The organism is Neomesorhizobium albiziae (assembly GCF_900114255.1).
Taxonomy (GTDB): Bacteria; Pseudomonadota; Alphaproteobacteria; order Rhizobiales; family Rhizobiaceae; genus Neomesorhizobium; species Neomesorhizobium albiziae.
The window spans coordinates 405,473-431,495 of record NZ_FOSL01000002.1 but is presented as its reverse complement, the minus strand read 5'-3'; the positions used below and the strand labels follow the sequence as shown (position 1 = coordinate 431,495).

At 63.8% G+C, this 26,023-nt stretch carries 25 protein-coding genes, 1 pseudogene and 1 riboswitch; of the genes and pseudogenes, 15 read left to right on the top strand and 11 right to left on the bottom strand.

The window, feature by feature from the left end; translation table 11 throughout:
• Entirely contained in the window at positions 1-432 is a 432-nt protein-coding gene (locus F3H98_RS05675) for a cupin domain-containing protein (RefSeq protein WP_149759135.1), read from the bottom strand.
• Positions 429-1,196, bottom strand: a complete 768-nt coding sequence (gloB, locus tag F3H98_RS05670) for a hydroxyacylglutathione hydrolase (protein ID WP_149759134.1) — start codon at positions 1,194-1,196, stop codon at positions 429-431. Before gloB ends, F3H98_RS05675 begins: the two co-directional genes overlap by 4 nt.
• Positions 1,197-1,300: 104 nt before the next feature.
• Here gloB and F3H98_RS05665 point away from each other — a divergent pair, with 104 nt between their 5' ends.
• From F3H98_RS05665 to F3H98_RS05655, 3 genes are all read left to right on the top strand, one after another.
• Complete coding sequence (locus F3H98_RS05665) at positions 1,301-2,053, top strand: class I SAM-dependent methyltransferase (RefSeq protein WP_149759133.1); 753 nt, start codon at positions 1,301-1,303, stop codon at positions 2,051-2,053.
• 87 nt (positions 2,054-2,140) lie between these two features.
• Complete coding sequence (locus tag F3H98_RS05660) at positions 2,141-3,991, top strand: ABC transporter ATP-binding protein/permease (protein ID WP_149759132.1); 1,851 nt, start codon at positions 2,141-2,143, stop codon at positions 3,989-3,991.
• Entirely contained in the window at positions 3,988-4,776 is a 789-nt protein-coding gene (locus F3H98_RS05655; protein WP_149759131.1) for a DUF1194 domain-containing protein, read from the top strand. Before F3H98_RS05660 ends, F3H98_RS05655 begins: the two co-directional genes overlap by 4 nt.
• Before the next feature lie 11 nt (positions 4,777-4,787).
• Here the strand turns inward: F3H98_RS05655 and F3H98_RS05650 are convergent, their stop codons facing one another.
• The 3 genes from F3H98_RS05650 to F3H98_RS05640 all read right to left on the bottom strand — a co-directional run bounded on the left by F3H98_RS05650 (position 4,788) and on the right by F3H98_RS05640 (position 7,492).
• The gene (locus F3H98_RS05650) at positions 4,788-6,026 is read right to left on the bottom strand and encodes a TCR/Tet family MFS transporter (protein WP_149759130.1); all 1,239 of its coding nucleotides are present in this window, start codon (positions 6,024-6,026) and stop codon (positions 4,788-4,790) included.
• 187 nt (positions 6,027-6,213) lie between these two features.
• A complete protein-coding gene (locus tag F3H98_RS05645) occupies positions 6,214-6,435 on the bottom strand; it encodes a hypothetical protein (protein WP_149759129.1) in 222 nt (73 codons plus the stop codon).
• A 118-nt stretch (positions 6,436-6,553) separates the two neighbouring features.
• On the bottom strand, positions 6,554-7,492 hold the full coding sequence (locus F3H98_RS05640; RefSeq protein WP_149759128.1) for a homoserine O-succinyltransferase: 939 nt from the start codon (positions 7,490-7,492) through the stop codon (positions 6,554-6,556).
• 56 nt (positions 7,493-7,548) lie between these two features.
• Positions 7,549-7,626: riboswitch (SAM riboswitch) on the bottom strand.
• 117 nt (positions 7,627-7,743) lie between these two features.
• On the opposite strand from F3H98_RS05640, the gene hisC reads away from it, so the two are divergent.
• Positions 7,744-8,856, top strand: a complete 1,113-nt coding sequence (hisC, locus tag F3H98_RS05635; RefSeq protein ID WP_149759127.1) for a histidinol-phosphate transaminase — start codon at positions 7,744-7,746, stop codon at positions 8,854-8,856.
• 2 nt (positions 8,857-8,858) lie between these two features.
• Positions 8,859-9,812, top strand: coding sequence for a prephenate/arogenate dehydrogenase family protein (locus F3H98_RS05630; protein WP_149759126.1), 954 nt, complete (start codon positions 8,859-8,861; stop codon positions 9,810-9,812).
• Here the strand turns inward: F3H98_RS05630 and F3H98_RS05625 are convergent.
• Positions 9,807-10,802, bottom strand: a complete 996-nt coding sequence (locus F3H98_RS05625; RefSeq protein ID WP_342211601.1) for a DUF2125 domain-containing protein — start codon at positions 10,800-10,802, stop codon at positions 9,807-9,809. The two genes, F3H98_RS05630 and F3H98_RS05625, sit on opposite strands and share 6 nt — an antisense overlap.
• A gap of 94 nt (positions 10,803-10,896) precedes the next feature.
• Between F3H98_RS05625 and F3H98_RS05620 the strand changes: the two genes are divergently transcribed.
• Both F3H98_RS05620 and F3H98_RS05615 read left to right on the top strand, forming a co-directional pair.
• Positions 10,897-11,415, top strand: coding sequence for a gamma-glutamylcyclotransferase (locus F3H98_RS05620; RefSeq protein ID WP_149759124.1), 519 nt, complete (start codon positions 10,897-10,899; stop codon positions 11,413-11,415).
• 148 nt (positions 11,416-11,563) lie between these two features.
• Positions 11,564-12,130 (top strand): annotated as a pseudogene (locus F3H98_RS05615) (methylated-DNA--[protein]-cysteine S-methyltransferase); the annotation flags it as partial.
• A 5-nt stretch (positions 12,131-12,135) separates the two neighbouring features.
• On the opposite strand, the gene F3H98_RS05610 reads toward F3H98_RS05615, so the two are convergent.
• The 4 genes from F3H98_RS05610 to ftsE form a co-directional block, all read right to left on the bottom strand.
• On the bottom strand, positions 12,136-12,930 hold the full coding sequence (locus tag F3H98_RS05610; protein ID WP_149759122.1) for a lysophospholipid acyltransferase family protein: 795 nt from the start codon (positions 12,928-12,930) through the stop codon (positions 12,136-12,138).
• A gap of 89 nt (positions 12,931-13,019) precedes the next feature.
• Complete coding sequence (locus tag F3H98_RS05605) at positions 13,020-13,742, bottom strand: YdcF family protein (protein WP_149759121.1); 723 nt, start codon at positions 13,740-13,742, stop codon at positions 13,020-13,022.
• 102 nt (positions 13,743-13,844) lie between these two features.
• Positions 13,845-14,828, bottom strand: coding sequence for a cell division protein FtsX (locus F3H98_RS05600; RefSeq protein ID WP_149759120.1), 984 nt, complete (start codon positions 14,826-14,828; stop codon positions 13,845-13,847).
• Positions 14,821-15,480, bottom strand: coding sequence for a cell division ATP-binding protein FtsE (gene ftsE / locus F3H98_RS05595; RefSeq protein ID WP_149759119.1), 660 nt, complete (start codon positions 15,478-15,480; stop codon positions 14,821-14,823). Before ftsE ends, F3H98_RS05600 begins: the two co-directional genes overlap by 8 nt.
• A gap of 189 nt (positions 15,481-15,669) precedes the next feature.
• Between ftsE and F3H98_RS05590 the strand changes: the two genes are divergently transcribed.
• The 5 genes from F3H98_RS05590 (at position 15,670) to F3H98_RS05570 (ending at position 18,821) form a co-directional block, all read left to right on the top strand.
• Positions 15,670-16,311, top strand: coding sequence for a hypothetical protein (locus tag F3H98_RS05590; RefSeq protein ID WP_149759118.1), 642 nt, complete (start codon positions 15,670-15,672; stop codon positions 16,309-16,311).
• A 17-nt stretch (positions 16,312-16,328) separates the two neighbouring features.
• Entirely contained in the window at positions 16,329-16,871 is a 543-nt protein-coding gene (gene hpt / locus F3H98_RS05585; protein ID WP_149759117.1) for a hypoxanthine phosphoribosyltransferase, read from the top strand.
• A gap of 71 nt (positions 16,872-16,942) precedes the next feature.
• Positions 16,943-17,305: a response regulator gene (locus F3H98_RS05580; protein ID WP_188130337.1), complete on the top strand. Its 363-nt coding sequence runs from the start codon at positions 16,943-16,945 to the stop codon at positions 17,303-17,305.
• A complete protein-coding gene (locus tag F3H98_RS05575; RefSeq protein ID WP_244621612.1) occupies positions 17,298-17,951 on the top strand; it encodes a glutathione S-transferase family protein in 654 nt (217 codons plus the stop codon). Before F3H98_RS05580 ends, F3H98_RS05575 begins: the two co-directional genes overlap by 8 nt.
• 129 nt (positions 17,952-18,080) lie before the next feature.
• Positions 18,081-18,821 carry an adenylate/guanylate cyclase domain-containing protein gene (locus tag F3H98_RS05570; protein WP_188130336.1) on the top strand — a complete coding sequence of 247 codons (741 nt, stop codon included), beginning with the start codon at positions 18,081-18,083 and terminating at the stop codon, positions 18,819-18,821.
• 162 nt (positions 18,822-18,983) lie between these two features.
• On the opposite strand, the gene F3H98_RS05565 is transcribed toward F3H98_RS05570, so the two are convergent.
• A complete protein-coding gene (locus tag F3H98_RS05565) occupies positions 18,984-19,715 on the bottom strand; it encodes a hypothetical protein (RefSeq protein WP_149759116.1) in 732 nt (243 codons plus the stop codon).
• A gap of 321 nt (positions 19,716-20,036) precedes the next feature.
• Here F3H98_RS05565 and F3H98_RS05560 point away from each other — a divergent pair, with 321 nt between their 5' ends.
• The 3 genes from F3H98_RS05560 to F3H98_RS05550 all read left to right on the top strand — a co-directional run bounded on the left by F3H98_RS05560 (position 20,037) and on the right by F3H98_RS05550 (position 26,012).
• Positions 20,037-21,626, top strand: a complete 1,590-nt coding sequence (locus tag F3H98_RS05560; protein ID WP_149759115.1) for a peptide chain release factor 3 — start codon at positions 20,037-20,039, stop codon at positions 21,624-21,626.
• A 29-nt stretch (positions 21,627-21,655) separates the two neighbouring features.
• Positions 21,656-23,200: a VOC family protein gene (locus F3H98_RS05555; protein WP_149759114.1), complete on the top strand. Its 1,545-nt coding sequence runs from the start codon at positions 21,656-21,658 to the stop codon at positions 23,198-23,200.
• Positions 23,201-23,810: 610 nt separating this feature from the next.
• Complete coding sequence (locus tag F3H98_RS05550; protein ID WP_149759113.1) at positions 23,811-26,012, top strand: CHASE2 domain-containing protein; 2,202 nt, start codon at positions 23,811-23,813, stop codon at positions 26,010-26,012.
• Positions 26,013-26,023: the final 11 nt, after the last annotated feature.

The following is a 26,023-nucleotide window of genomic DNA, read 5'->3' as shown; positions in this document are numbered from 1 at the left end:
TCAACTCACCCCAGGCTGCCAGTCGGCCGGCGCCATCTCGAACACGGCGAAATCGAAGCCCGGCGCCACGGTGCAGCCGACCAGCGTGAAGGCGCCGAGGCTCCTCGCCATCTGCCACCAGTTCGCCGGCACCACCAGTTGCGGGCGCTGGCCCACTGCCAGATCAAGACCGAGCGTGCGGGTGACGACCGGCCCGCCCTCCTCGTACATCGTCAGCGACAACGGCGCGCCGGCATAGTGGTGCCAGACTTCGGCGGCGTCCTTGACCCGGTGCCAGGCCGAAACGTCGTCGGCCTCGAGCAGGAAATAGATGGCGGTGGAGTTGCCGCGCGCCCCGTTGCCGGCGCTGTCGCGGAACGTCTCGGCATACCAGCCGCCCTCCGGGTGGCGTTGCATGCCGAGCGTGGCGATGATCTCGGCGGCGGTCATCAAAAGACGTCCTTGCGCTTGCGGATCTCGGCGAACACCGCTTCGTCGGAGGCGGTTTCCATATGCAGGTTCTTGCGAATCACCGGGTCGTGCCAGCGCAGGAACGGGTTGGTCGCCAGTTCCTGCATGATGGTCGTCGGCAAGGTCGGCTCGTCCTCGGCGCGCAGCTTCTCGATCTCGGCCGCACGCTCCTTCAACGCCGAATTGGAGGGATCGACGGTCAGCGCGAAACGGGCGTTGGACTGGGTGTATTCATGGCCGCAGTAGATCTTCGTTTCGAGGGGCAAGGCAGCCAGTTTCTTCAGCGATTGGTACATGACCGCCGGCTTGCATTCGAACAGGCGGCCGCAGCCCAGCGCAAACAAGGTGTCGCCGGTGAACGCGATTTTTGCGCCGCGCAAATGATAGCTGATGTGCCCGGCGGTATGGCCCGGCGTTTCGATGACTTCGATGGTTTCTGCGCCGAGCTTCAGCGTATTGCCTTCCACCACGCGCTCGTCGATGCCGGGGATTTTTGCCGCTTCCGCCTTCGGGCCGGTGATCTTCAGGTTGAAACGCTGCTTCAGCCCGAGATTGGCTTCGACATGGTCGCCATGGTGGTGGGTGATGAGCAGCGCCGTTGGCCGCCAGCCCGTGCGCTCGATCGCCGCCAGGATCGGCTTTTCCTCGGGCGCGTCGATGATCGCCGTTTCGCCGCTTTCGGTCTCGTGGACCAGAACGCCGAAATTGTCGCTCCGGCACATGAATTGCTCGATTCTGATCGCCATGGCGGGTCTCCTTTGCGCGTGACGATATGGCGGGCACTTGCCTATGTCACCCTTGGCGAGGGGCTTTCTTGAAAGCGTGACGCAACGCCGCTACCGTCCGCGCCATGAATTCCGACATCGTCGACCTGCGCTCCTTCTACGCCACCACGCTCGGCCGGCTTGCCGAACGCTCGATCGCCATGGCGATTGCCTCCGTCTGGGCCAACCTGCCCAACGAAAGGCTGGTTGGCCTCGGCTATGTGCTGCCCTGGCTCGATCGCTTCGGCAGCGACGCCGACCGCGTGTTTGCCTTCATGCCGGCGACGCAGGGCGCCGTGAACTGGCCGCCGCAGGGCCCCTCTGCCACGGCGCTGGTGTTCGACGAGGAGTTGCCGCTGGTCGATTCGTCCATCGACCGCATGCTGCTTGTCCATTCGCTGGAGCATGCCGAAAACCCGCGCGAGACGCTGAAGGAGATATGGCGCGTGCTGGCGCCGGGCGGCAGGCTGGTCATCGTGGTGCCCAACCGGCGCGGCGTGTGGGCGCGCTTCGAACACACGCCGTTCGGCACCGGCCGGCCGTTTTCGCGCGGCCAGTTGACCGAATTGCTGCGCGAGGCGAACTTCACGCCGGGAGCATGGGCCGACGGGCTGTTTTTCCCGCCGTCGCGCCGCCGCTGGGTGCTGCGCTTCCACGAACTGCTTGAAAAATCGGGCCGCCGCTTCTGGCCGATGTTTTCCGGCGTCATCGTGGTCGAGGCGCAGAAACGGCTCTATCAGGGCCTGCCGGTGACACAGCGCGCCTCGCGCCGCGTCTTCGTGCCGGTGCTGACACCGCAAGGGGCGACGCGGGCTGCACGGATCGTGCCGCGCCCCTGACGCGGCCGTCCGGCGACCGCTTGGCAACCGCCGGGTGTCAACTTACCTGCAATGAAACAGTCGGTTGCGAACGAAGGACCCCATGAGATGGCGGATCAGACCAACGGCAGGACCGATCTCAAGACAGCCCCCGTCGCAGCCGAAGACATCGGCTTTCGCGACCAGCTTGCCATGATGCTGCGCGCCTTCATGGCGTCGCCGCTGCGCAACACCATACTGTGGATGGCAGCCGGCGCGCTGGCGGTGATCGTGGCGACTTCGCTCGGCCAGATCATTCTCAACCGCTGGAACCGCCCCTTCTACGACGCCATCGAGCGCCGCGATATCGATGCTTTCGTCCACCAGCTCACGCTGTTCGTGGTGATCGCCGGCGGCCTCCTGACGCTCGGCGTCATGCAGACCTGGCTCAACCAGATGATGAAGCTCAAGCTGCGCGAAGGTCTGACGCGCGATCTCATCAACGAATGGATGCGGCCACGCCGCGCCTTTCGCCTCGCCAATGCCGGCGCCATCGGCGTCAATCCGGACCAGCGCATGCAGGAGGATGCCGGGCATCTCACCGACCTGACCACGGGCCTGACCTTCGGCCTCGTGCAGTCGACCATCCTGCTCATCTCCTTCGTCGGCGTGCTGTGGTCGCTGTCGTCCGGCTTCGTCTTCCATGTCAGCGGCTATTCCTTCGCCATTCCCGGCTACATGGTGTGGGCTGCGATCATCTACACGGGCTCGGCCTCGGTGCTGAGCTGGCTGGTCGGGAGGCCGCTGATCGCGCTCAACAGCGACCGCTATTCGCGTGAGGCGGATCTGCGCTTTTCCATGATGCGGGTGAACGAGCATGTCGACGCCATCTCGCTCGCCGGCGGCGAAGGCGACGAGAAACGCCGGCTGGAGACGGACCTCGCATCGGTGCTCGGCGCGGTGCGGCGCATCTTCATTGTGCAGATACGCCTTGAATGGGTGACCGACGGCTATGGCTGGGTCACGGTGGTGGCGCCGATCCTCGTCGCCTCCCCCGTCTATTTCGCGGGCGACATCAGCTTCGGCGGCCTGATGATGGCGGTCGGCGCCTTCAACCAGGTGCATTCGTCGCTGCGCTGGTTCATCAACAACATCGGCGCCATCGCCGACTGGCGCGCGACCTTGCTGCGCGTTGCCGCTTTCCGCCGGGCGCTGGTCGAGGCGGATGTGCTGCACGATGCCGAAAGGCGGATCGAGTTCGTCGAAAATGCCGATGACAGCCTGACTTTCGACGGCCTCGAAGTCGTCTCCACGGCGGGCTGCACCATGCTCGCCGAGCCGCGAGTCGAGATCGACGCCGGCCAGCGCGTTCTGATCACCGGCGACCCAGGGGCGGGAAAGACGCTGTTCTTCCGGGCGCTTGCCGGCCTCTGGCCCTGGGGCGGCGGCCGTATCGGCCTGCCGGCCGGCGAAACGATCACCTTCGTGCCGAGAGCGCCGTATTTCCCTCCGGGCACGCTGCGCGCCGGCCTTTCCTATCCGCAGGGCGACGCCGGTTTCGCCGACGCCGATCTCAGGCAAGCCCTCGCCAAGGTCGGTCTTGAGCGGCTGGCGGGTTCGCTCGACCGCGACGCGCGCTGGGAGCGCGAGTTGAGCGAGGAAGAGCAGCGCCTGCTCGCCTTCGGGCGGCTCAGCCTGCACAAGCCGCGCTGGGTCGTCATAGACGAGGCGCTCGACACGCTGGACCGCTCGGCGCTCAAGAAGGTATTCTCGATTTTCGAAGACGATCTTCCCGATGCCACCGTCGTCAACATCGGCCGTGCCCAGCGCAACGGGGACTTCTTCTCGCGGGAGCTGCATCTTGTGAAGGACAAGGACGGCCGCTGCCTGAAACGCGTCGACTTCACGGGCGTGGCGCCGAAACGCCGTTCCCCGCGCAAGGGTGTGCGCCAGATACTCGCACGGCGCACCGGGTCATGATCCCCCAGCGGGCCGTGTTGGCCTGCCTGGCTTTCGCGGTTGCGGAGGCCCGCGCCGAACCGGTCGACGTGGAACTCGTGCTGGCGGTCGACGTCTCCGAATCGATGGACCGCGAGGAATTCGCCATCCAGCGCGCCGGCTATGTCGCGGCGCTGCGCGACCCGGATTTCATCGCGGCGGCGCGCTCCGGTCCGAACGGCCGTGTCGCGGTCACCTATTTCGAGTGGGCAGGCACAGTGCGCACGGCGTCACTGGTGCCGTGGCAGATCATAAGCGACCGGGACAGCGCATACGATTTCGCGGCGAAGCTGGAGGCGCGGCCCTTCGCCACCTTTCGCGGCACCTCGATCTCCGGAGCGCTGGCGTTCGGCGTCTCGGCGCTGCAGGCCAACGGGCTCGAAGGCGGCCGCCTTGTCATCGACGTCTCCGGCGACGGTCCCAACAATTTCGGCCCGCCTGTCACTGCCGCCCGCGACGCGGCGGTTGCCCGCGGCATAACCGTCAACGGGCTGCCCATCCTGGTCAGGCCTTCGTCGATCTTTCCGGACATCGATCGCTACTACAGCGCGTGCGTGATCGGCGGTCGCGGCGCCTTCGCGCTGCCGATACGGGCAGTCTCGGAATTCAGCACCGCCATACGCCGCAAACTCATCCTCGAGGTCAGCGGCAACCAGCACGGCGTCGCCATCGTTCCGGCGGCCGCAGAACCGCCGGTCGACTGCATGGTTGGCGAGAAGGCGCGGCGTTCGCTGTCCGACCGTTTCTATCCCGAACTCGATCGCTGAGCGTCACAACGTCAAGACGCCGGTTCGGTCCGCTCGGCGCGCCGTGCAACGACCCAGCCGAGGATCGCCGCACCGAGCAGGACAAGTGCCGCCATCAGGAACGCGGCGCCCGGGTAGGGCAGCTTTGAACCTTCGCTGACGGAAAAGGAATAGACGGCGCCGAAGAACAGCGGCGAGGCAACGCCGGCAATGCTGGCGACGCTCATGTTGGCGCCCTGCAATTGCCCCTGTTCCGATTCCGAGACGCGCTGTGTCATCAGCGATTGCAGCGTCGGCATTGCAAGGCCCCACAATGCGTTGGGCAGCATGGCGAGCGTGAACAGCAGTCCGGTCGGCGCCAGCCCCATACAGGCGACGCCGACCGCACCGCCGAACAGGCCGAAGATCATGGTGGCGCGGTCGCCGAAGCGTTTTACCGTCGGCCCGACGATGACGCCCTGCACGATCATGTCGAGCACGCCGACCATCGCAAGCAGCACGCCGACCTCCCATGCATGCCAGTCGTAGCGATAGGCGGCATAGAGCACGAAGACGGCGGAAAACACGTGATGCGCGAAATGCAGCAGGAAGTTCACCGTCGCCAGCCCCGACAGTTCGCGATGCGAACGCAAGAGCATCATGGCGCCGAACGGATTGGCGCGCCGCCACGAGAAGGCCATGCGTTTTTCCGGCGCCAGCGATTCCGGCAGCACCACAAGTCCGTAGAGGAAGGCGAGGCCGCTCATCGCGGCCGCGACCCAGAACGGCGCACGCGGCGAGATTTCGCCGAGCACACCGCCAAGCAGCGGGCCGGCGACGAAACCGGCGCTGAAAGCGGCCCCGATCAGGCCGTAGCCGCGGGCGCGGCCCTCCGGCGGCGTGATGTCGGCCATGTAGGCGAACACCGTGGTGAAGCTCGACGAGGTGATGCCGGCGATGATGCGGCCGAGCGCCAGCCACCAGAGACTGGGCGCCAGCGCCATCAGCACATAGTCGGCTGCAAGTCCCACCGTGGAAAGCAGGATGACCGGCCGCCTGCCATACTGGTCGGACAGCGAGCCGATGATCGGCGAGGCGACGAACTGCATGCCGGCCCAGAGTGCGACGAACACGCCGTTGATCCAGCCCGCTTCAGCGTTCGAGCCGGCGAACTCCTCGATCAGCGACGGCAGCACGGGGATGATGATGCCCATCGCCAGGATGTCGAGCACCGCGGTCACGAAAATGAAGGCCAGCGCGGCCTGACGCCGGGAACCTGAAAGCGCGAACATGATGGGCTCCGTCCGGGAGCGCGCTTATACGGGTGGCAGACGCCAGTTACCACCCTTGAGGGCAGCCTGGCCTAACATTTACTGACATCGCTTGACACAACAGCCGCAAGACCGAAGGGCGATCCGCGGTCTTGCGACGATGGATTTCGATGACGGCGGTCGGCCCGCTATGTTGTTGCGCCTCAGATCAGAACGATGATCTGTTCTCCGTCCTGCTGGACGGCCGGATGCCGTGGTCGTCGAAGAGGGTGATGCGTTCCAGGCGGGCCTTGGCGCGTATGGCCGGCGGCGTGCGCCCAAGCTTGTTGGCAATTGCCCCGACGGGCATCCGCGCCGCCGCAAGGCACTTCAGTTCCTTGACCTCTGTGGGACTCCAGGGGGAGTAATGACTGATAAGGATTTGGTTCATTGCTGCCTCCGCTGAGCACAAGAACCAATTGTGGCGTGACAGGGCTGTGATCGGCGTTTCCCGCTAATATACGTAGCTGTGAGAGAACGCCCCCGGTCGATCACGGCCAGAAGGCGGCTTACGACATTGCGGGTTGCCGGACCGCGCCAATCTCCTTCAGCTCGTAGGGCGTGGTCTGGTAGACCTGGTTGATCCAGTTGCCGAACAGCAAATGGGCGTGCGAGCGCCAGCGGTTGAGCGGCCGGCGCGTCGGATCGTCTTCCGGGAAATATTCGTGCGGCACCTCGATCGGCACGCCGGTGGCCCTGTCGCGATCGAACTCTTCCTTGAGCGATGTGGAGTCGTATTCGATGTGGTTGAACATATAGAGCCGGTTGCCGGCCGCCTCGGACAGCATGCAGGGTCCGGTAACATCCGATTCCATCAGCAGCTCCAGGCCGGAGTCGCCCGGAATGTCGGCGGTGCGGACCTCCGTCCAGCGCGAGACGGGAATGGCGAAGTCGTCCGAGAAGCCGGCAAGGTAGGGCGACGTCGGAGCGTTGTTGACGTGGCGGAAGACGCCGAACGCCTTTTTCCCAAGCGTGTATTTCGGAATGCCGTGGAAATGCCGCGCGGCGGCCATCGCCCCCCAGCAGATGAAGAAGCTGGAATGGACGTGCGTTGTGGTCCAGTCGAGAATGCGCGTCAGCTCGTCCCAGTAGGTGACCTCCTCGAACGGCAGGAGTTCGATCGGGGCGCCGGTGACGATGAAGCCGTCGAACTTGCGCTCCGCCACCTCCTCCCAGGTCTGGTAGAAGGTGATGAGATGGTCCTCCGGCGTGTTCTTGGCCTTGTGGTTGCCGATGCGCACCAGCGTCATTTCCACCTGAAGCGGCGAGGCGCCGATCAACCGGGCGAACTGTGTCTCCGTGCGGATCTTGTTGGGCATCAGGTTCAGAAGCCCGATCTGCAGCGGCCTGACGTCCTGGCGCAGCGCCGTCCGTTCGTCCATCACGGACACGCCCTCGCGCACGAGCACGTCGCGGGCGGGGAGCTGGTCGGGAATTTTGATGGGCACTGCGCAAACTCCAAAACAAAAAGACCGGCGGCGAAAATCGCGGCCGGTCCCAACGGGATTTGTTGCGAGCGGCCCTTTAGCAAGTTGTTTAACGTGGCTGCAAGCCGACCGGCCAAATCACCACGACGATGATTGGTCTTAGATTGCGCCACGCGCGGCGTCAATGGGAAAGCTTTCCCTCGACATTCGCCGGCTTGGCTTGTATTTCCGCTGCGGCCCCGGTTTCGGGGCATTTTTGACGGATTTCGCTGATGAACCAGGCACCGGATCAGATACGTCCACGGCCTCGCGCCGGCATCATGGACATCACAGCCTATGTGCCGGGCAAGAGCACCGCACCGGCGGGTGTCGCCAAGGTTCACAAGCTGTCGTCCAACGAGAACCCGCTCGGCGCATCGCCGGCGGCCATCGAGGCGGTGCGCGACATCGCCGGCCGGCTGGAATACTACCCCGACGGCTCGGCGATGCGCCTGCGCCAGGCGATCGCCGAGGCGCACGGGCTGAACCCTGCCAATATCGTCTGCTCCAACGGCTCCGACGAGATCATCGGGCTGCTTGCCCAGACCTATCTCGAACCGGGCGACGAGGGCATCTACACCGAACACGGCTTCCTGGTTTACCAGAGCTACATCCGCGCCGCGGGCGCCGTTCCCGTGGTGGCGAAAGAGACAGACGAGAGGGCCGATGCGGACGCGATCCTCGCTGCGGTTTCGGACAGGACCAAGATCGTCTTCCTCGCCAACCCCAACAACCCGACCGGCACCTACATGCCGTTCGAGGAGGTGCGCCGGCTGCACGCTGGCCTGCCGGGGCATGTTCTCCTGGTGCTCGACGCAGCGTACGCCGAATATGTGCGCCGCAACGACTACGAGGCCGGCGTGGAACTGGTCGCCGGCAACCAGAATGTCGTGATGACCCGCACCTTCTCCAAGATCCACGGTCTCGGCGGCGCGCGCATCGGCTGGATGTATGCGCCGGCCCACATCATCGACGCGATGGAGCGCATGCGTGGCCCGTTCAACGTCAACGCGGTGGCCATCGAGGCCGGCGTGGCGGCGCTGCGCGACCGCGCGCATGTCGAGCGCACCGTCGCCCACAACGAGCGATGGCTGCCGTGGCTGTCGGAAGAGCTGACGAAGATCGGCCTTCGCGTGACGCCCAGCGTCGGCAATTTCATTCTCATTCACTTTCCGGAAGGTGAGAGGCACTCGGCCGCCGCGGCGGACGCGTATCTTTCGGCTCAGGGCTATATCCTGCGGCGCGTTGCCGGCTACGGTTTTCCCAACGCGCTGCGGATGACGGTCGGAACCGAAGAAGCCAATCGCGGCGTTGTCGCCGCTCTCACCCAATTCCTGAAAGACTGAACATGTCCGCACCTCTCTTTGAAAAAATTGCCCTTGTCGGCATCGGCCTGATCGGCTCGTCGCTGGCCCGGGTCATCCGCCGCGAACGCCTTGCTGGGGAAATCGCCATCGCTACGCGCAGCCCGGCCACGCTGGCGCGCGCTGAAGAACTCGGCCTCGGCGACAGCTACTCCACGGAAGCCGCAACCGCGGTCGCGAATGCCGACCTGGTCATCGTCTCGGTGCCGGTCGGCTCTTCCGGAGCCGTGGCCGCCGAGATCGCGCCGGCGCTGAAGCCCGGCGCCATCGTCACCGATGTCGGCTCGACCAAGCGCTCGGTGATCGCGCAGATGCAGCCGCTGCTGCCCGGCAATGTGCATTTCATTCCCGGCCATCCGCTTGCCGGCACGGAAAAATCCGGCCCGGACGCCGGCTTTGCCGATCTGTTCGAAAACCGCTGGTGCATCTTCACGCCGCTGCCCGACACCGATCCGCAAGCGCTGGAGCGCCTTTCGGAATTCTGGCGCCGTTGCGGCGCCAACATCGACACCATGGACGCCGACCATCACGACATGGTGCTGGCCATCGTCTCGCACCTGCCGCACATCATCGCCTACAACATCGTCGGCACGGCCGACGATCTGGAGACGGTGACGAAGTCGGAAGTGATCAAATATTCGGCCTCGGGTTTCCGCGATTTCACCCGCCTCGCCGCATCCGACCCGACCATGTGGCGCGACGTCTGCCTGCACAACAAGGACGCCATCCTCGAAATGCTGGCGCGCTTTTCCGAGGATCTTGCCTCGCTGCAGCGGGCGATCCGCTGGGGTGACGGCGAAAAGCTGTTCGACATGTTCACCCGTACGCGCGCCGTGCGGCGCTCGATCATCGACGCGGGCCAGGAAATCGACGTGCCGGATTTCGGCCGCCAGGTCGTCGAGCATCCGGGCGCCGTGATGCCCGCCGCCAAGTCATGACAGCGGCGGTATTTCCGCGAGCGGGATGAAGCCAAGCATCGCCTTGCCCCTGACGATTTTCAGGGGCATGGACGACGCATCGCCAAGCAGCGCAAGCCCGGCAAAGCCGTTGTTAATCTGCTTGGCGGCTTCCGGGAAGGCGGTGGAAAGGGCCGCCGCCACGCCTTTCGGGTCGCGTATGCCGACCTTGAGGTCGGCGTCGAGCAATCCGTCCGCGCCGACCGAAAATGTCCCGCTGAGCGAAACGCCGGTGTTCGGGCCGGTCGACAGGTCGAGGCTGCGGATCGTGCCGGACTGGCCGCGCAGGCTCGCCGCCCTGCTCAGCACGAACGCGACGCCGTTCGCCAGCGTCGCGTCGCCGGAGCCGTTGAGCACCGGGATCGTGCGCCCGCCGACGGCCGCCGCATCGATCTCCAGCCCGGCAAAGCTGCCGGCCCCGTCGAGGTCGGCGCCGTTGGGCCTGAGATGCCCCTCGACCTTTTCGGCGCTGAACAGCATCACCGGGTCGCCTTCGTCCGGGTCGGTCTGGCCGGAAAACCCGCCCGCCTCCACCGACAGTATCTGCGGCAGCGGCCTGGCCAGGCGAGCGCTGGCGCGCAGGTTGTCCCAGTCGAGCCACAGTTGCGGCAAGCCGGGCAGGGCCGCCCGCAGCGGGCCGTCGAGTTCGGCGACGACACGCATCGGCTGGTAGACCTGCGCTGCCGTGCTGAGGCTGCCTACGGTGGCGACGATGTTGCGGCCGGTATCCTCGTAACCCAGGCTGTCGCAGGAGAGTTCGAGCCGGAAGGGATAGCCGCGCACCACGGGATTGGCGCATTCGGCGGTGACGCCGTCGCGATTGACGAGGGCGAGCGTGGCGTTGACCCGCTCGGTCACCTTGCCGGCCAGATAGAACCAGCCGGCGGTATAAGCGCCGATCAAGAGCACGATGAAAATCGCCAGCCACATGAACCGGCGGCTGTAGGTCGGCTTCGCTTCGCTTGACGACATGATGGGGCTCTCGTTAACGCTGGGGCGGCGGGACGGACATTCCGCGCTGTGGGATCGGCAAGCACTGCCGTTGTTTGCAATCAGGCTTGGCGATATGGGCGATTTTTGGGTTTTTGGCTACGGTTCGCTGATCTGGCGGCCGGGCTTTGCGCATACCGAGACGCATCGCGCCCGCCTGCACGGCTTCCGCCGGGCTCTCTGCGTGTATTCCTGGGTTCATCGCGGCACCCAGCAGCGGCCCGGCCTGGTGCTTGGCCTCGACCGTGGCGGCTCCTGCGTCGGGCTGGCCTTCCGGATTCCGGGAGAGTTGCGCGACGAGGTCGTGGCTTACCTGCGCGAGCGGGAACTGGTCACCAATGTCTATCTGGAGCGGACGTTCTCCGTAAGGCTCGACACCGGCGAGACTGTGCCAGCGCTCTGCTACATCGTCGACCGTGCGCATCCTCAATATGCCGGTGGCCTCGACGAAGCCGAAGCAGCAAGGGTGGTTATCGGCGCTGTCGGGCAATCCGGCGCCAATGAGGATTACGTCCGCAACACGGTCGAGCACCTCAAGGCGCTCGGCATCCGCGACCACTGGCTGGAGAAGGTGGCCGAACTGGTTGCGGCCTGAATCGGGTGTCGCCGCAAGGAGCCGGGTCCTATGTCAGTAGTGAAAGTTCGACGCACGTTTTTCGGCGGCGGCGAGCCACGGTACGCGATAAGGTTGGCCCATGCTTTTCCAACGCCCCAACGACGATATTCTTCACGACGCAGCCCACCGCACCGCGGTTGCACAACTCCTCGAAGAAACGCCGCCAAACCTGCGCGGCAAGACCATGCTCAAGGCCGATTTCATCGAGACGCCGATCGGCCCGATGATCGCCGTCGCCGACGCCCATGCGCTGCACATTCTTGAGTTCCTGGAGCGCAAGGCGCTGGCCACGGAAGTCAAGAAACTGCGCAAGGCGACCGGCTCGGCGATCGTTTTCGGAAGAACAGAGGTGATCGACCGGATCGAGACCGAACTCTCGGCTTACTTTGCGGGAAACTCCTCAGTCTTCGAAATCCGGTTGGCGCCGCTGGGCACGCCGTTCGAACGGCAGGTCTGGGAGGCGCTGCGGAAAATACCTGCAGGCGAAACCGCCAGCTATTCGGGGCTCGCCGCCGGCATGGGCAATCCGGCCGCGGTGCGGGCTGTCGGCCACGCCAACGGCGCCAATCCGATCGCCATCGTCATCCCTTGCCACCGCGTCGTCGGCGCCGGCGGCGAACTGACCGGTTATGGTGGCGGGCTATGGCGCAAGCACTGGCTCATCGAACATGAGCGGCGGATGGCCGGGCCGTAGAAGGATCAACCCTGCACGGCCACGCCCAGCTCCTGCAACCTCTTCACCGCCGTCGGCGGCAGGGCCGGCGGGTTGGGCCCGGTGGCGGCTTCGACCAGGTACTGGTCGCAGGCAGCCTCGGTTTCGCGGACCAGCCGCTGCATGAACTCTTCCTTGTCCAGGCCCGACGGGATCGGCGGCAGGTAGCGCGCCTTGATGACGCCGGGAAAGCGCAGGAATTTGCGTCGCGGCCAGTAGAGCCCGGCGACGTGGGCGACCGGCACGACGGGCACGCCGAGCTGCGCATAAAGTTCGACGATGCCGTATTTGTAGTTCGGCTCGTCGCCCGGCGCGCGCCTGGTGCCCTCGGGATAGATGATCAGTTGCCGGCTGTTCCTCTCCAGCTCGGCCTTGGTCGCCGCGACCGCCTTCTTCAGCGCCTTGGAGCGGCTGCCGCGGTGCACCGGGATCATCCGCATCTTGGCGATGTACCAGCCGAAGAACGGAATCCACATCAGCTCGCGTTTCAGGATGTAAAGCGCATCGGGAATGTCGGGAAGGAAGGCGATGGTATCCCAGAACGACTGGTGTTTCGGCGCCAGGATGTAGGAACCCAGCGGGAGGTTCTCCTGCCCGGTGATCTCGCTTCTGGTGCCGGCGATCTTCTCCTGCAGCCACAGGCTGCTCGCCGCCCAGAATTTCGGCACGAACCACGCCCGGAGGCGCGGCGCCAGAAAGTAATACGGCGTCCACAATATCATCTGGACGATCAGATTGACGTAGAAGGCGACGTTGAACGCCAGCGAACGGAGAACGAGCATGAGGTGCCTGACGAGAGATGTGCCGGATGTGGTTACACCAAGCCGCGCGAAAGGAAAACCGGCGAGAAACCGGCGTCAGGCGCGAGATGTCATTCGGAAACGGGAGACGCGTTCACCAGCGCGATATCCTGCGGCAGGCCGCGTGTGGTCATCACGCCACGCGCCAGCGAGGCGAGATATTTGGTGTATTCGGTGAACAGCACGCGCAGCGCCGCCGGCTTGGTCATCCACGCGCCTTCGTCAAGCTTGGTGTTGACCACCGGATAGGGCCGCAGTTCGGCTTCGCCCAGAAGGCGGCCCATTTCGAGCAGGCTGCGGGGCATATGATAATTGTTGGTGACGAGAATGACGCTCTGGTAGGCGTGGCTCTCCACCCATTTGGCGCTTTCCTCGGCGTTGCCGATGGTGTCGAGCGCCGCGTGGTCGATGTCGACGCAGCAGTTGAACAGCGTCTTGTCGCCACCGGTGGCGGCCCGCAGGTCGTCGAGGTCGGCGCGCGGGTTGACGCCGCTGATCAGCAGCCTTTGCCCCTTACCGGATTTCAGGAGGTCGAGCGCGGCGTTCAGCCGGGCCTGGCCGCCGGTCAGGACGATGATCGCGTCGGCCACCCCGGGGTTCTTGGGCGCCGTGAGATGGCTGACATGATTGGCGAACCAGCCGAAACCGATGGCGAAAAGCGCGCCCGCGACGAGGACGGAAATGGCGGGATATCTGAGCGCGGACAATATGGTCGAACGCGGGCTGCTGGCTTTCGCTCCCGCTGCGCCCAAAGGCCTGCTCAGAATCAGTTCCGGCGGCTCATGCCCGTTCATGGATTATGGATATCCTCAAATCACCAATAATTGGCAAGCAGTTTGGGTTACTCTCCTCACATATTGTGACGTATATTACGGATTCGTGATATAACAATCCACTCATCCTCCGTCCGGATGACGCATGTCGATCTCCGCCAGATATGACACCACGGTCATATGCGACGTGGCGGCGGTGAGCGCTGCAATGACGATCACGATCAGGGCGCAGCCGAGATAGCCTGCCGCGCCGATGGCGAAATTGCCGAACAGCGCGGTCGCCTGGTCCGCCTCCGGCGTGGCCATGTTCATCGATGACCAGAACGAGAAGGCGATGAACACGATGATCGCGGCAACGCCGCCGGCGGCCGCCCCCTTCATGCCTGTCAGGAGGAAATGCTGGCGGAACTCGCGCGCGATGAAACCCGCTTCGGCGCCGACGAAATGCAGGACTTCGATGATGTGGCCGTTGCCGGCCATGGCGCCGCGCGTGGCGAACACCACCGACAGCACGGTCGCCGACAGCATCAGCACCAGCACTGTCACGCCGATGGTTACCGTGGTGTGCGCCATCGCCACCAGCCGGTCGACCCAGGTACGGTGGTCGTCCAGCGAGGCGCTCGGCAGTTCCGGCGCGATCATCGCACGCATTGCGGCGAAATCGGGCGGGCTCGCCTGGTCTATGGTGACGATCACCAGACGTGGCACCGGCAGTTCGTCGATATTCAGGCCGGTGCCCAGCCAGGGCTCCAGCAACCGCGCCGTCGCCTGGCGGTCGACGATGCGCGCGCCGGTGACGCCGGCGAAGCCGGTGGCGATGCGGGCAGCACTTTCGAGTGCGGCTTCCATGTCCAGCCCGTCGACCGGTTTGATCTGGATCGTCGCCTCTCGGGCGATCTGGTTTTCCCACACCGAGGCGGTGTCGCGCACCAAGGTCACCGCGCCGAGGGTGAGGCAGGACAGGAAGGTCATGATGGCGATGACGAACACCAGCGCGTTGCCGACGACGTTGCGTTCGGGCACGATGGGCGCCGTCTTGCGTTGCGCGCGCTGCTGGCCGCCGCTTGCGTCCCTGGCCGAGCCGATTTCTTCGGGAAGCTCAGTCATAGATGTCGAGCCTGCCGCCCGAGATGATCATCCGCCGCGCATCGACCTGCTCCATCAGGCCGAGATCGTGCGTGGCGATGACGACAGCCGTGCCCAGCCGGTTGAGTTCGATGAACAGCCGCAGCAGGCGCCTTGCCAGAGGCGGATCGACATTGCCCGTCGGCTCGTCCGCCAGCAGGATCTCCGGCTGCTCGATCAGCGCCCGAGCAATCGCCGCGCGCTGCTTCTCGCCGCCCGAAAGCACCGGGGGCAGCACATGCATGCGTTCGCCGAGCCCCACCCATTTCAGAAGCTCGGTGACGTCGTTGCGGTAGCTTGCCTCCTCGCGCCCACGCACCCGCAGCGGCAGCGCGACGTTCTCATAGGTGGTCATGTGGTCGAGCAGGCGAAAATCCTGGAACACCACGCCGATTCGCCGCCGGATCAGCGGCAGGTCCTGGCGCGAGATACGCGAGCGGTCCTTGCCGAAAACGGTGATCAGCCCGCGCGTGGGCTTCAGAGACAGAAACAGCAGCCTGAGCAACGTCGTCTTGCCGGCGCCCGAAGGGCCGCTGAGGAATTGGAACGACCGGTCCGGAATTTGAAGCGAGATGTCGCGGAGGATCTCCGGACCCATTCCATACCTTAGGCCGACATTTTCGAAGCGGATCACACTGTGCTCGTTGGGACGTTCGGGGCTGCGATTAGCGACCGTTTCCTGGGAAACGACCATCGGGTCGGCATGGTTAATCGCCGGTTAATTTTTCTTGCTCCGCCATGCCGGAAGAGGCTTTCGGTGGCGAAGCATTAACCATTTCGGTTTACCCCCGAAAGCGGGAATTCGAAAGGATGTTCGGCCCGCATGGCTGAGGCGCGCAACGCACGCTTGGTTTCCGGCGAAATCATGGCCGCGGCGCCTGCCGGGGACGCTTTGCCGTGCCGCGAACCGCATTTCGACTTTGTCGACGCCGAATTCGTAACACTTGGCCGAACCGCCGACGCAGCGGCAGTCGCTACGCCCGCAACGCCAGCGCGGGCGGAAGCTTCCGCGGCGGGCGGCATGCACATGCTGCGCAGTGAGCGGCCGGCGCGGGCGCCTTTCGGTTCGGCTCGCGGCGGGCCGCTGTTCTGGATGGCCGGTTTCGGCCTGGTAGCTGCCGCTTTCTGGTTTTCGGGCGGCCATGCGTTGATGCCGGCGGGTTCATTCAACCCGATGCAGGCTGCGGTGCAGCCGCTGCGCATCGCTTCGGTCGTCTCGCGCGTCGATACATCCGGCCAGCGCGCGATGCTCAATATTGACGGCGAGGCGATCAATGACGGCGCGGATCCGTTGCCGATGCCGCCGATGAACATCCAGGTTGTCGCCCACGACGGCGCCACCACGCGCTACAATCTGGGGACATCCGGCAGTCCGGTGGCGCCCGGCGAAAAATTCGCCTTTGCGAGCCGCCTGCCAGTGCCTAAGAACGGGGTCAAATCCGTTTCGGTCACTTTCGGCCGCTAAAGACTGGGAAAACCGCCATGCCTGTGGTTCGCGGCAAGGACATCGAGGTCCTGTTCAGCGCTTCGGCGATCGCTCGCCGCAATCTTGAACTGGCCAAGGAGATCGCCGGGCGCGACTACCACGACCTGCTGGTCATCTCGATCCTCAAGGGCTCGTTCATATTCGCCGCCGACCTCATTCGCGCCATGCACGACACCGGGCTTTCGCCCGAGGTCGAGTTCATCTTCATCTCCAGCTACGGCGCCGGCACGACAAGCGGCGAGGTGCGGGTGCTGCGCGACATCGACAATGAGGTGGCCGGCCGCGACGTTCTCCTGATCGACGACATCCTGGAATCGGGCAAGACGCTGAAATTCACCCGCGAGCTGATGCTGTCGCGCGGCGCAAGAAGCGTTTCCATCGCCGTTCTGCTGGACAAGTACACCCGCCGCCAGACTGACCTCACGGCCGAATTCGTCGGCTTCGAATGCCCGGACTATTTCGTGGTCGGCTATGGCATGGACGTCGCCCACGCTTTCCGCGAACTGCCGTTCGTCGGCATCGTCAAGGGCGACGCCTGAGCCGGCCAGCCGGTTCGAAAAAAGTGGCATCGTTCAGGGATCGTCAAGACTTCGCCGCCAGTATCCCGGCCATGGCAAAAATCCTGATTGTTGAGGACGACGAGTCCGTACGTACACTTGCTGCCCGGGCGCTCGAACGCGCCGGACATGCGATCGAGGTTGCCGGCGACGGCGCAGCCGGCCTGGCCCGCATCCGGGCTTCTGGCGGCGGTTTCGACCTCGTTGTCTCGGATATCCGCATGCCCGAGATGGACGGCATCGAGATGGCGAAGTCCGCCGCATCCTCCTATCCGGGGCTGCGCATCCTTCTGATTACCGGCTATGCCGACCAGCGCGAGCGCGCGGAAGATTTGCGCGACATCATCGTCGACGTGGTGCAGAAGCCGTTCACGCTGGCCGAAATCCGCGAACATGTAGGCAAGGCGCTTGGCTGAAGCGGCCGCAGCTGTCGCGCTCTACGGCTACCGGTACAGCGTCTATCTGCGTATCGCCCGCATGACACTGGCCGAAAAGGGCGTCGACTGGACCCATGTCGAGATCGACCCGTTCGCCGAGACCATACCGGCCGACTATCTCGCGCTGCACCCGTTCGGCAGGGTGCCTACCCTCAGGCACGGCGATTTCGTGCTCTACGAAACAGCGGCGATCACCCGTTACGTCGACGAGGTTTTTCCCGGACAGGCCTTGCAGCCGGAAACGCCGCGCGAGCGGGCGCGCATGAACCAGATCATCGCGGTTGCCGATTCCTATGGCTATTGGCCGATGGTGCGCCAGGTGTTTTCGCCGCGCGTCTTCAATGCCGCCCTCGGTACGATCCCAGACGAAGGCGTGATCGCCGAAGGCATCGCGAAATCGCACACGGTGCTTGGCGCGCTGGAGGAGCTCGCTGCCGGCGGGCCGTTCCTCGTCGGACGGACATTGACGCTCGCCGACATCCATCTCGCCGCCATGATGGCCTATTTCACCGCCGCAGAAGACGGACGCGTCGCGCTTGCCTCCTATCCCCGGCTGGCAGCATGGTGGGCCGGGATTGGCAACCGCAAATCGCTGATCGACACCGATCCCGGATTGCCGTCCTAGAACAACCTCCAACCGATAATCGCTGCTTGCGGAGGCGGCGAACAGTTTTGGCCTGACGCAAGGGTCGTTTTCGCAGCGAACTCCAGCTCCGCTGTGCTACAATTGGCGCGGCCATCAAAAGATTGGGCGATGTCGCTTCCAAGATCCATGATCTGCAAGGGTTGCTGGCAGCAGATGCATCTGCCGGTGCCGCTGCGCGGACCAGCCTCCATTCCATTTCGGGCGTTTGGCATACGCCCCAGCCGGATGAACCCGAACACCTGCACGATCTGCGAGCTGATGTTCACACGGGTGATGAAGGCGCGCCAGATCACCGTCGACGTGTCCGTGCTTTTTGCCGATCTGAGGGGCTACACGACGCTGTCGCAATCGCTTCCGGCAGACACCGTCTCGTCGCTGCTCGATGTCTTTTACGACGAATGCGCCGAGGCGATCTGGGAATTTGACGGACTGCTCAACAAGACCGTGGGCGATGCGATCATGGCGATATTCAATTTTCCGATCCGCCACGACGATCATGCACAACGCGCGGTGCGAACGGCGCGCGAAATCCAGCGCCGCTGCAGCCATCTGGGCCGCGAGTTCGATCTCCCGCACCATGCGGAGGCGGACGGGAGTGAGCTAGGCGTCGGCATCGGCATCGATACCGGCGAGACAAGCTTTGGGGAGTTCGGCCGGTCGCACCGCGACCTGACAGCGATCGGCACGGTGGTCAACACCGCATCACGCGCCCAATCGGTCGCACCGGCCGGTCGGATTCTCGTTACCAGGGCCGTCTGCGACCGGGCTCCCGGTGAAACAGCCTCCCGGGAGGGACGCGACTACGAATTGAAAGGCTTCGACAAGCCCATCGAGCTGTATGCGGTCTGAAGGTCGGTGAACCCCGGAAGCCGGCAGCGCCGACCGGACCATTCGCGACTTCACCATGCGCAGACATCACGCGGGGCATCACCGCGTCGAGCTGATCGTCAATGGCGGGATCGTCGCCGAAAGTGGGTTTGATCTCAATCTGAGATAGATAATTCCAACCTGCTAATTTACTTTAGCTGATGCTTTCTTCGTAACCTCAACGATATTTTCGAAGCTCGTTCTTCCACCCATAAGGCTAACGCCTATATCCTGGAACGAAACGGAATCTTCTCGCCTCCAACCCATATTATTTAAAGTTCCAACAAATTGACCTGGATCTCCCTGCGCTACATGGCTGTTCGATATATGAATAGCGGGAACAAATATGTCCGCCACACCGGCTTCTGCTCTCGCTTTCTCCAAATCCTGGAATGTCCTCGCCGACTGCATGGTCGCGGAGAAAGAACCCGACGCTGCAAAGGAGAATGCTGCGTTTATGCGCGCGTCGGCCACATCCGGTGGGGACCAGTATTCGACGGCGTTGGTATTCATGTTAATCAAAAATACTCGCCCATCCTTAGATTTTTCTGAGCTTTTACCGTACTGCACCAAAGCTACGTTGTACTCTCTTGAGATTTCCTCTTCAGATAATCTAATTCGTAAATCGGGCAATGTACTAGCAATTCTCTCCATCCGTTGCTCAGCTATCCGCAATCTTGCCGCATGATCAGAAACGCTACTGTTGATAGACCAAAGCAATCCACCTATTCCACAAATTCCTGCAACCAAGATCGCTACAACAACTGCATCCGAGTGCTTTTCCCACCAAGTCATCTCATCTATCGTCCGATTACGCGCGGTCATAATAAAGTTCCCCCTTTCTTTCATTTTATTCGAGTACTTTGCAGGGGTCAATTTGACTCCTTAAATACTATTGGCGGTTCTATCTTGGCAGCTGAAAATTCGAATCCGGGCACTCCCTTTTCTGTCGCTGCAGAAAGCAGCGACATTTGACGCGCGGGCGGCTGAACCACAAGGCATGGCGGCGGCTCCGGCCCTGCGCCTTGCCGGTTATGGTCGACAGCCGCAAAAGCTCCTGTTAGAGCGGTTCCGGTTCCTTCGGGACCCGGAAACTCGCTCTGACTGTTTGTTTTGCCGCATTTATGCGGACGCCAAATGTTTCCATTTGGCTGCAAAATGCTCTAGAAGCCCGCCCATCAACAGGATCATCATGAAATGGCTGAAGACATAGCCAAGGCGGTGGCGCGCCGCCGCACCTTCGCGATCATCGCGCACCCGGACGCCGGCAAGACCACGCTGACCGAAAAGCTCCTGCTGTTCGGCGGCGCCATCCAGCTTGCCGGCGAGGTCAAGGCCAAGAAGGACCGCATCCAGACCCGTTCGGACTGGATGAAGATCGAGCGCGAGCGCGGCATCTCCGTCGTCACCTCGGTGATGACGTTCGAATATGGCGACAACGTCTTCAACCTCCTGGACACGCCCGGTCACGAGGACTTCGCCGACGATACCTATCGCACGCTTTCGGCGGTGGACTCGGCGGTGATGGTCATCGACGCCGCCAAGGGCATCGAGCCGCGCACGCTGAAGCTGTTCGAGGTCTGCCGGCTGCGCGACATCCCGATCATCACCTTCGTCAACAAGATGGACCGCGAGGCCCGCAACACCTTCGAGATACTCGACGAGATCGAGGAGAAGCTGGCGCTCGACACAGCACCCATCACCTGGCCCATCGGGCAGGGCAAGACCTTCGCCGGCACCTACCACCTGGCGCAGAACGCGGTGCGCCGCGGCGACGCCGAGGCGGAGCGAACACCTGTCCACGGCCCGGACTCCAACCGCGCCGCCGGCCTGCTGCCCGACAATGAACGCGAGAACTTCATCGAGGAACTGGAGCTGGCGCGCGAAGCCTGCCGGCCTTTCGACCACGACGCTTTCCTCGAAGGCCACATGACGCCGGTCTATTTCGGGTCCGCCTTGCGCAATTACGGGGTGCGCGACCTGATCGAGGCGCTGGGGGCCTACGGGCCGCCGCCGCGCGACCAGGAAGCCGATACGCGCAAGGTCGAGGCGACCGAGGAGAAGATGACCTCCTTCGTCTTCAAGATACAGGCGAACATGGACCCCAACCACCGCGACCGCATCGCCTTCGTGCGCGTCTGCTCGGGCGAGCTGAAGCGCGGCATGAAGGCCAAGCTGGTGCGCACCGGCAAGCCGATGAGCCTGTCGGCGCCGCAGTTCTTCTTCGCCCGCTCGCGCATCACCGCCGACGAGGCCTATGCTGGCGACGTGGTCGGTATTCCCAACCACGGCACCTTGCGCATTGGCGATACGCTGACGGAGGGCGAGGCAATCCTGTTCCGCGGCGTGCCCAACTTCGCGCCGGAGATCCTGCGGCGTGTCCGCCTTGGGGACGCGATGAAGGCCAAGAAGCTCAAGGAAGCGCTGCACCAGATGGCCGAGGAAGGCGTGGTGCAACTGTTTTCGCCGGAGGACGGCTCGCCTGCCATCGTCGGCGTCGTCGGCGCGCTGCAGATCGACGTTCTGAAGGAACGGCTGTCGGTCGAATACACGCTGCCGGTGGATTTCGAGATGGCGCGCTTTTCAGTGTGCCGCTGGATCGAGGCCGACGATCCGGCCGACCTGCAGCGCTTCGTCGAAAGCCATCGCGGCGATATTGCCCGCGATCTCGACAACGACCCGGTTTTCCTGGCGCAGCACGAATTCTCGCTGAACTACGAGGCCGAGCGCTGGAAGGCGATCCGCTTCAAGGCGGTGAAGGACTATCAGGTGCGCGAGGCGGCGTAGCCCTACGGGAGAAAGGCGCTGCTGACGACATGACGAGCGGCATTCACCACGTCACGCTGATCACCCGCAAGGTGCAGGCCAATGTCGACTTCTACGTCGGCTTTCTCGGCTTGCGTCTCGTCAAGCGGACCGGCGGATACGAGGATGCCGAACAGCTCCACCTGTTCTACGGCGACAAGACCGGCTCGCCGGGATCGCTGGTCACCTTCCTCGTCTGGGAGGACGGCTCGCCGGGCCGTGTCGGGCATGGCCAGGTCGGCGAGCTGGCGCTCGCCATCGACCCCGCAAGCATCGGCTTCTGGCTGGAACGGGCGCTGCGTTTCCATGTGGCGGCTGAAGGCCCGATGCGCGAATTCGGCGAGACCGTGCTCAGATTGCGCGATCGCGACGGGGTGATCGTCAAGCTGGTCGGAACCGACCGGCCGACCGGCGACTGGACTTCGGGCGACATCCCCCTTGCCCACGCCATTCGGGGCATCCGGGGCGCGACTGTCCACACCGAGACGCCGGAGCAGACCGCGCGCTTCATCCAGCGTTATTTCGGCTTCACGCACAACGCGCGGGAAGGCGCGATCGAACGGCTGGTCTCGCAGGCGGGCGACATCATCGACGTGCGCGACGGGACGGGCTTCTGGCCCGGCATCCCCGGAACCGGCACCGCCGATCACGTCGCCTTCCGCAGCGCCGATACGCAACAACTGCAAGCGGTGAACGCGTCGCTGCGAAAGCTTAATTCAAGCCCGACCAACGTTCACGACCGCAAGTACTTCACCTCGCTCTATGTGCGCGAACCCGGCGGAACGCTGTTCGAGCTGGCCACCGACGGGCCGGGCTTTACCGTCGACGAGCCGGAGGAAACGCTTGGAACGCAGCTGTTCATCCCGCCGTCTGAGATGGGGCGCGCCAGCGATATCACGGCGGTGCTGCCACAATTCGCAATGCCGGGCATGGAAAGGCCGATCTATCGCGACCTGCCCTTCGTGCACCGCTTCCTGACGCCCGACGAACCGGACGGCAGCACCATCGTTTTGCTGCATGGAACCGGCGGCAACGAGGCCGACCTGATGCCGTTTGCCCGCCGTGTCGCGCCGCACGCCAGGTTGCTCGGCGTGCGCGGCCGCAGCACCGAGGAGGGCGTCGCGCGCTGGTTCAGGCGCATCTCGCAGACCTCGTTCGACCAAAAGGACATACGCGCGGAGGCCGAAGCGTTCGCCGCTTTCACCGAGGGAGCGAGGGCAGCCTACGGCCTGGAGGACAAGCGGACCGTCTTCCTCGGCTATTCCAACGGAGCCAACCTGCTGGCGGCGACGATGCTGCTCCATCCCGGGCTGATCGCGCGCGCGGTGCTGCTGCGCGCGGCGGCGGTGCTGGACCAGCCGCCCGCAGCGGACCTGTCAGGCTGCGTTGTGCTGGTGCTGCAAGGGCGATCGGACCCGTATGGCGCCCTTGCCCCCGCGCTGGAGACAGCGCTGAGGGCCGGCGGCGCGAACCTCGACGTCCGCACGCTTGACGCCGGTCATGAACTTGTCGCTGCCGACCGCGACGCCGTTGCCGAGTGGATGGCCAGCCGGTAAAGGCCGAACGGGTAACGCGGTCCAGCCGTACATGCCGGCCGGTCGGCCGCAACCACTCTCAGAGAAGCGGGATGCTGATCTCAATCAGGCTGATGCCTTCCTTGGAAGCCTTGGTCCGCAATGCACTGATGGTTCGGTTCAACCTGCGCGCAATTGCGTTCACCCGCACATTGCTGTCTGCAAGCATCTTCAAGTGTTCAAGGTCTTGCGGCGACCAAGGCCGACAGGGTCTCATGATCAAACCTCGTCCGTTTGCACAAAAAACAGTCATCTTGGAAATCCGGATAAGATCAACTGTCCAGATTTGGACTTACTTACATCCAAGAATCGGACATATCTGTTAAGCATCAGGCATATTAGTAAACGCGTGACAAAGACGTGACTTATTTGATCGTCGGCGCCGCCAATTCATTCATTCGGATGATTGGTCGCAAAGCTTGGGAGCCGGCGAATTGAAGCGTGCTTTCTCGCGAGGCCAAATCGGCAAGCAGCCGAATTGAGTAACCGGGAAGCGTGTGGCCCATGTTACTGTTGCGCAAACCAGGATCCGCGTGGGTCCGGTTTCCGATGCCATGGGACATCCCCGCGAAAGGGGCCTGCCGCCGATGTCATGACACGCGCCCAACTGGTGGGGATCATTATCGGATTTTCCATCGTCGCAGCACTTACGATGCTGCGGGCAAGCGATCCGGCGCCGCTGAAACTGGCGCGCGACGCGACATTCGACGAATACCAGCGCCTGTCACCCCGACCTTTCGAAGACATGCCGGTGCATGTGGTCGACATCGACGAGACCTCGCTGCTCGAATTCGGCCAGTGGCCCTGGCCGCGCGACCGCCTGGCGACGCTCGTCGACAGACTGGCCGCAATGGGCGCCTCGGTCATCGCCTTCGACATGCTGTTTGCCGAACCCGACCGTCTCTCACCGCGCAACGTCGTGCGCGACGTTCCAGGAATAGAACCGTCGCTGGTCGAAAAGCTGCCGGACAATGACGAGATTTTCGCCCGGTCCTTCGTCGGGCGGCCGGTGGTGCTGGGATTTGGCCTGTCCAATCAGGGCAACTACCGGCCGCCGGTCAAGGCAGGCTTTGCCTTCACGGGCGAAAGCCCGATCAATGCGCCGCCGCATTTCACGGCGGCTGCGCCACTCAGGCCGCAGCTCGAGGCCGCCGCGTCGGGCATCGGCCATATCAACCTGAACCCGGGCGCTTCCTCGGCGGTGGTTCGGACGGTTCCGCTTCTTTTGACGGACGGCGAACAGTTCTACCCCAATCTCGCCATGGAGGCGCTGCGCGTCGCGCAAGGCGCGTCGACCTACCTGCTGGCCGGAGCACCCGAGGCGCCGGACATTATCACCTCCATCAAGAACGGTGATTTCGTGGTGCCGGTGACCAAGGCCGGCGAACTCTGGCTGTATGTCAGTCCGGACAACGCAAAGCGCTATGTCTCCGCAAGAGACGTGCTGGCGGAAGGCGGCGCTTCCCCCGAAACAGCGGCAACGCTGGAAGGCAGCATCGTCTTCGTCGGAACATCAGCCGCCGCCCTGCAGGACACGCGCACCACCGCGCTTGGCCAGAACGTTCCGGGCGTCTCGCTCCACGCCCAGACCATCGAACAAATCCTGTCCGGCCGCTTTCTCTCGCGTCCGGACTGGGCCGATGGACTGGAAATACTTGCGGTCGCGGTGCTTGGCGTCCTTCTGGTGACGCTCACCATCTTCGTCAGCCCGGCGATCGCGCTGGTGTGCGGGCTGCTGATTACCGCATTTGCCTTGGTCGCATCGTGGCTGGCGTTCCTCTACGGCGGGCTGCTGTTCGATCCGCTGGCGCCCATCGTCACCGGCACCATCACCCATTTCGCGGCGACGTCATTCCGGTTTCTGGTCACCGATCGGCAGCGCCGCGAAATCCGGCGGGCCTTCGGCCAATACCTCTCGCCCTCGCTGCTTTATCGTATCGAACATACCCGAAACGCCTTGCGCCTCGGCGGCGACGAGCGTGAGCTAACGGTGATGTTCGTCGATGTTCGCAATTTCACCGAGATCAGCGAAAGGCTGTCGCCGACGGCGGTGGTGAGTTTCCTCAACACGCTGCTCGACGCACTGAGCCGTCATGTCACCGACAACGAAGGCACGCTCGACAAGTTCATCGGCGATTCCATCATGGCTTTCTGGAACGCCCCGATCGATGTCGCCGATCACAGGGGCAAGGCGGTGCGGGCAGCACTTGCGATGCGCGAAACGCTGGCGCACCTCAACGCGAACAATGCGTTCGGTTTCGGCGCGCAAAAAATCGGCATCGGCGTCGGCATCCACACCGGGCTTGCCTGTGTCGGCAACATGGGCGCGGAATCGCGGTTCAACTATTCGGCGGTAGGAGATGCCGTCAACGTCGCGGCGCGTATCGAAAGCTCCTGCAAACACCTGGCATTCGACATTCTCGTTTCCGAGGCGGCGGCGCAATCGCTGGACGACCGTTTCGCCATGCTCGATGCCGGCGCGGTGGAACTGAAGGGGAAGAGCCGGCGCACCCGTATCTATGCGGTTGTCGGCGACGACAAGATTGCCCGGTCGACGGCATTCTCAGAGCTGCAGGCTGCTCACCTGCAACTCGTGCGGGCGCTGAACTCGCACTCGCACAACAACCGGAAGGCCATCCACGCGGCAAAGGTCAAGGCGTCTGGAATGACGGAAGGCCTGCAGGAATTCTACAGCCGCATATCGCGACGGCACGACCACTATCTCACGCAACCCGGCGAGCCTGCTCCGGAAAAGACCGGGGACAGCGTCCAAGGCCCGATCCATTCCGATTGAACCGGAATGGA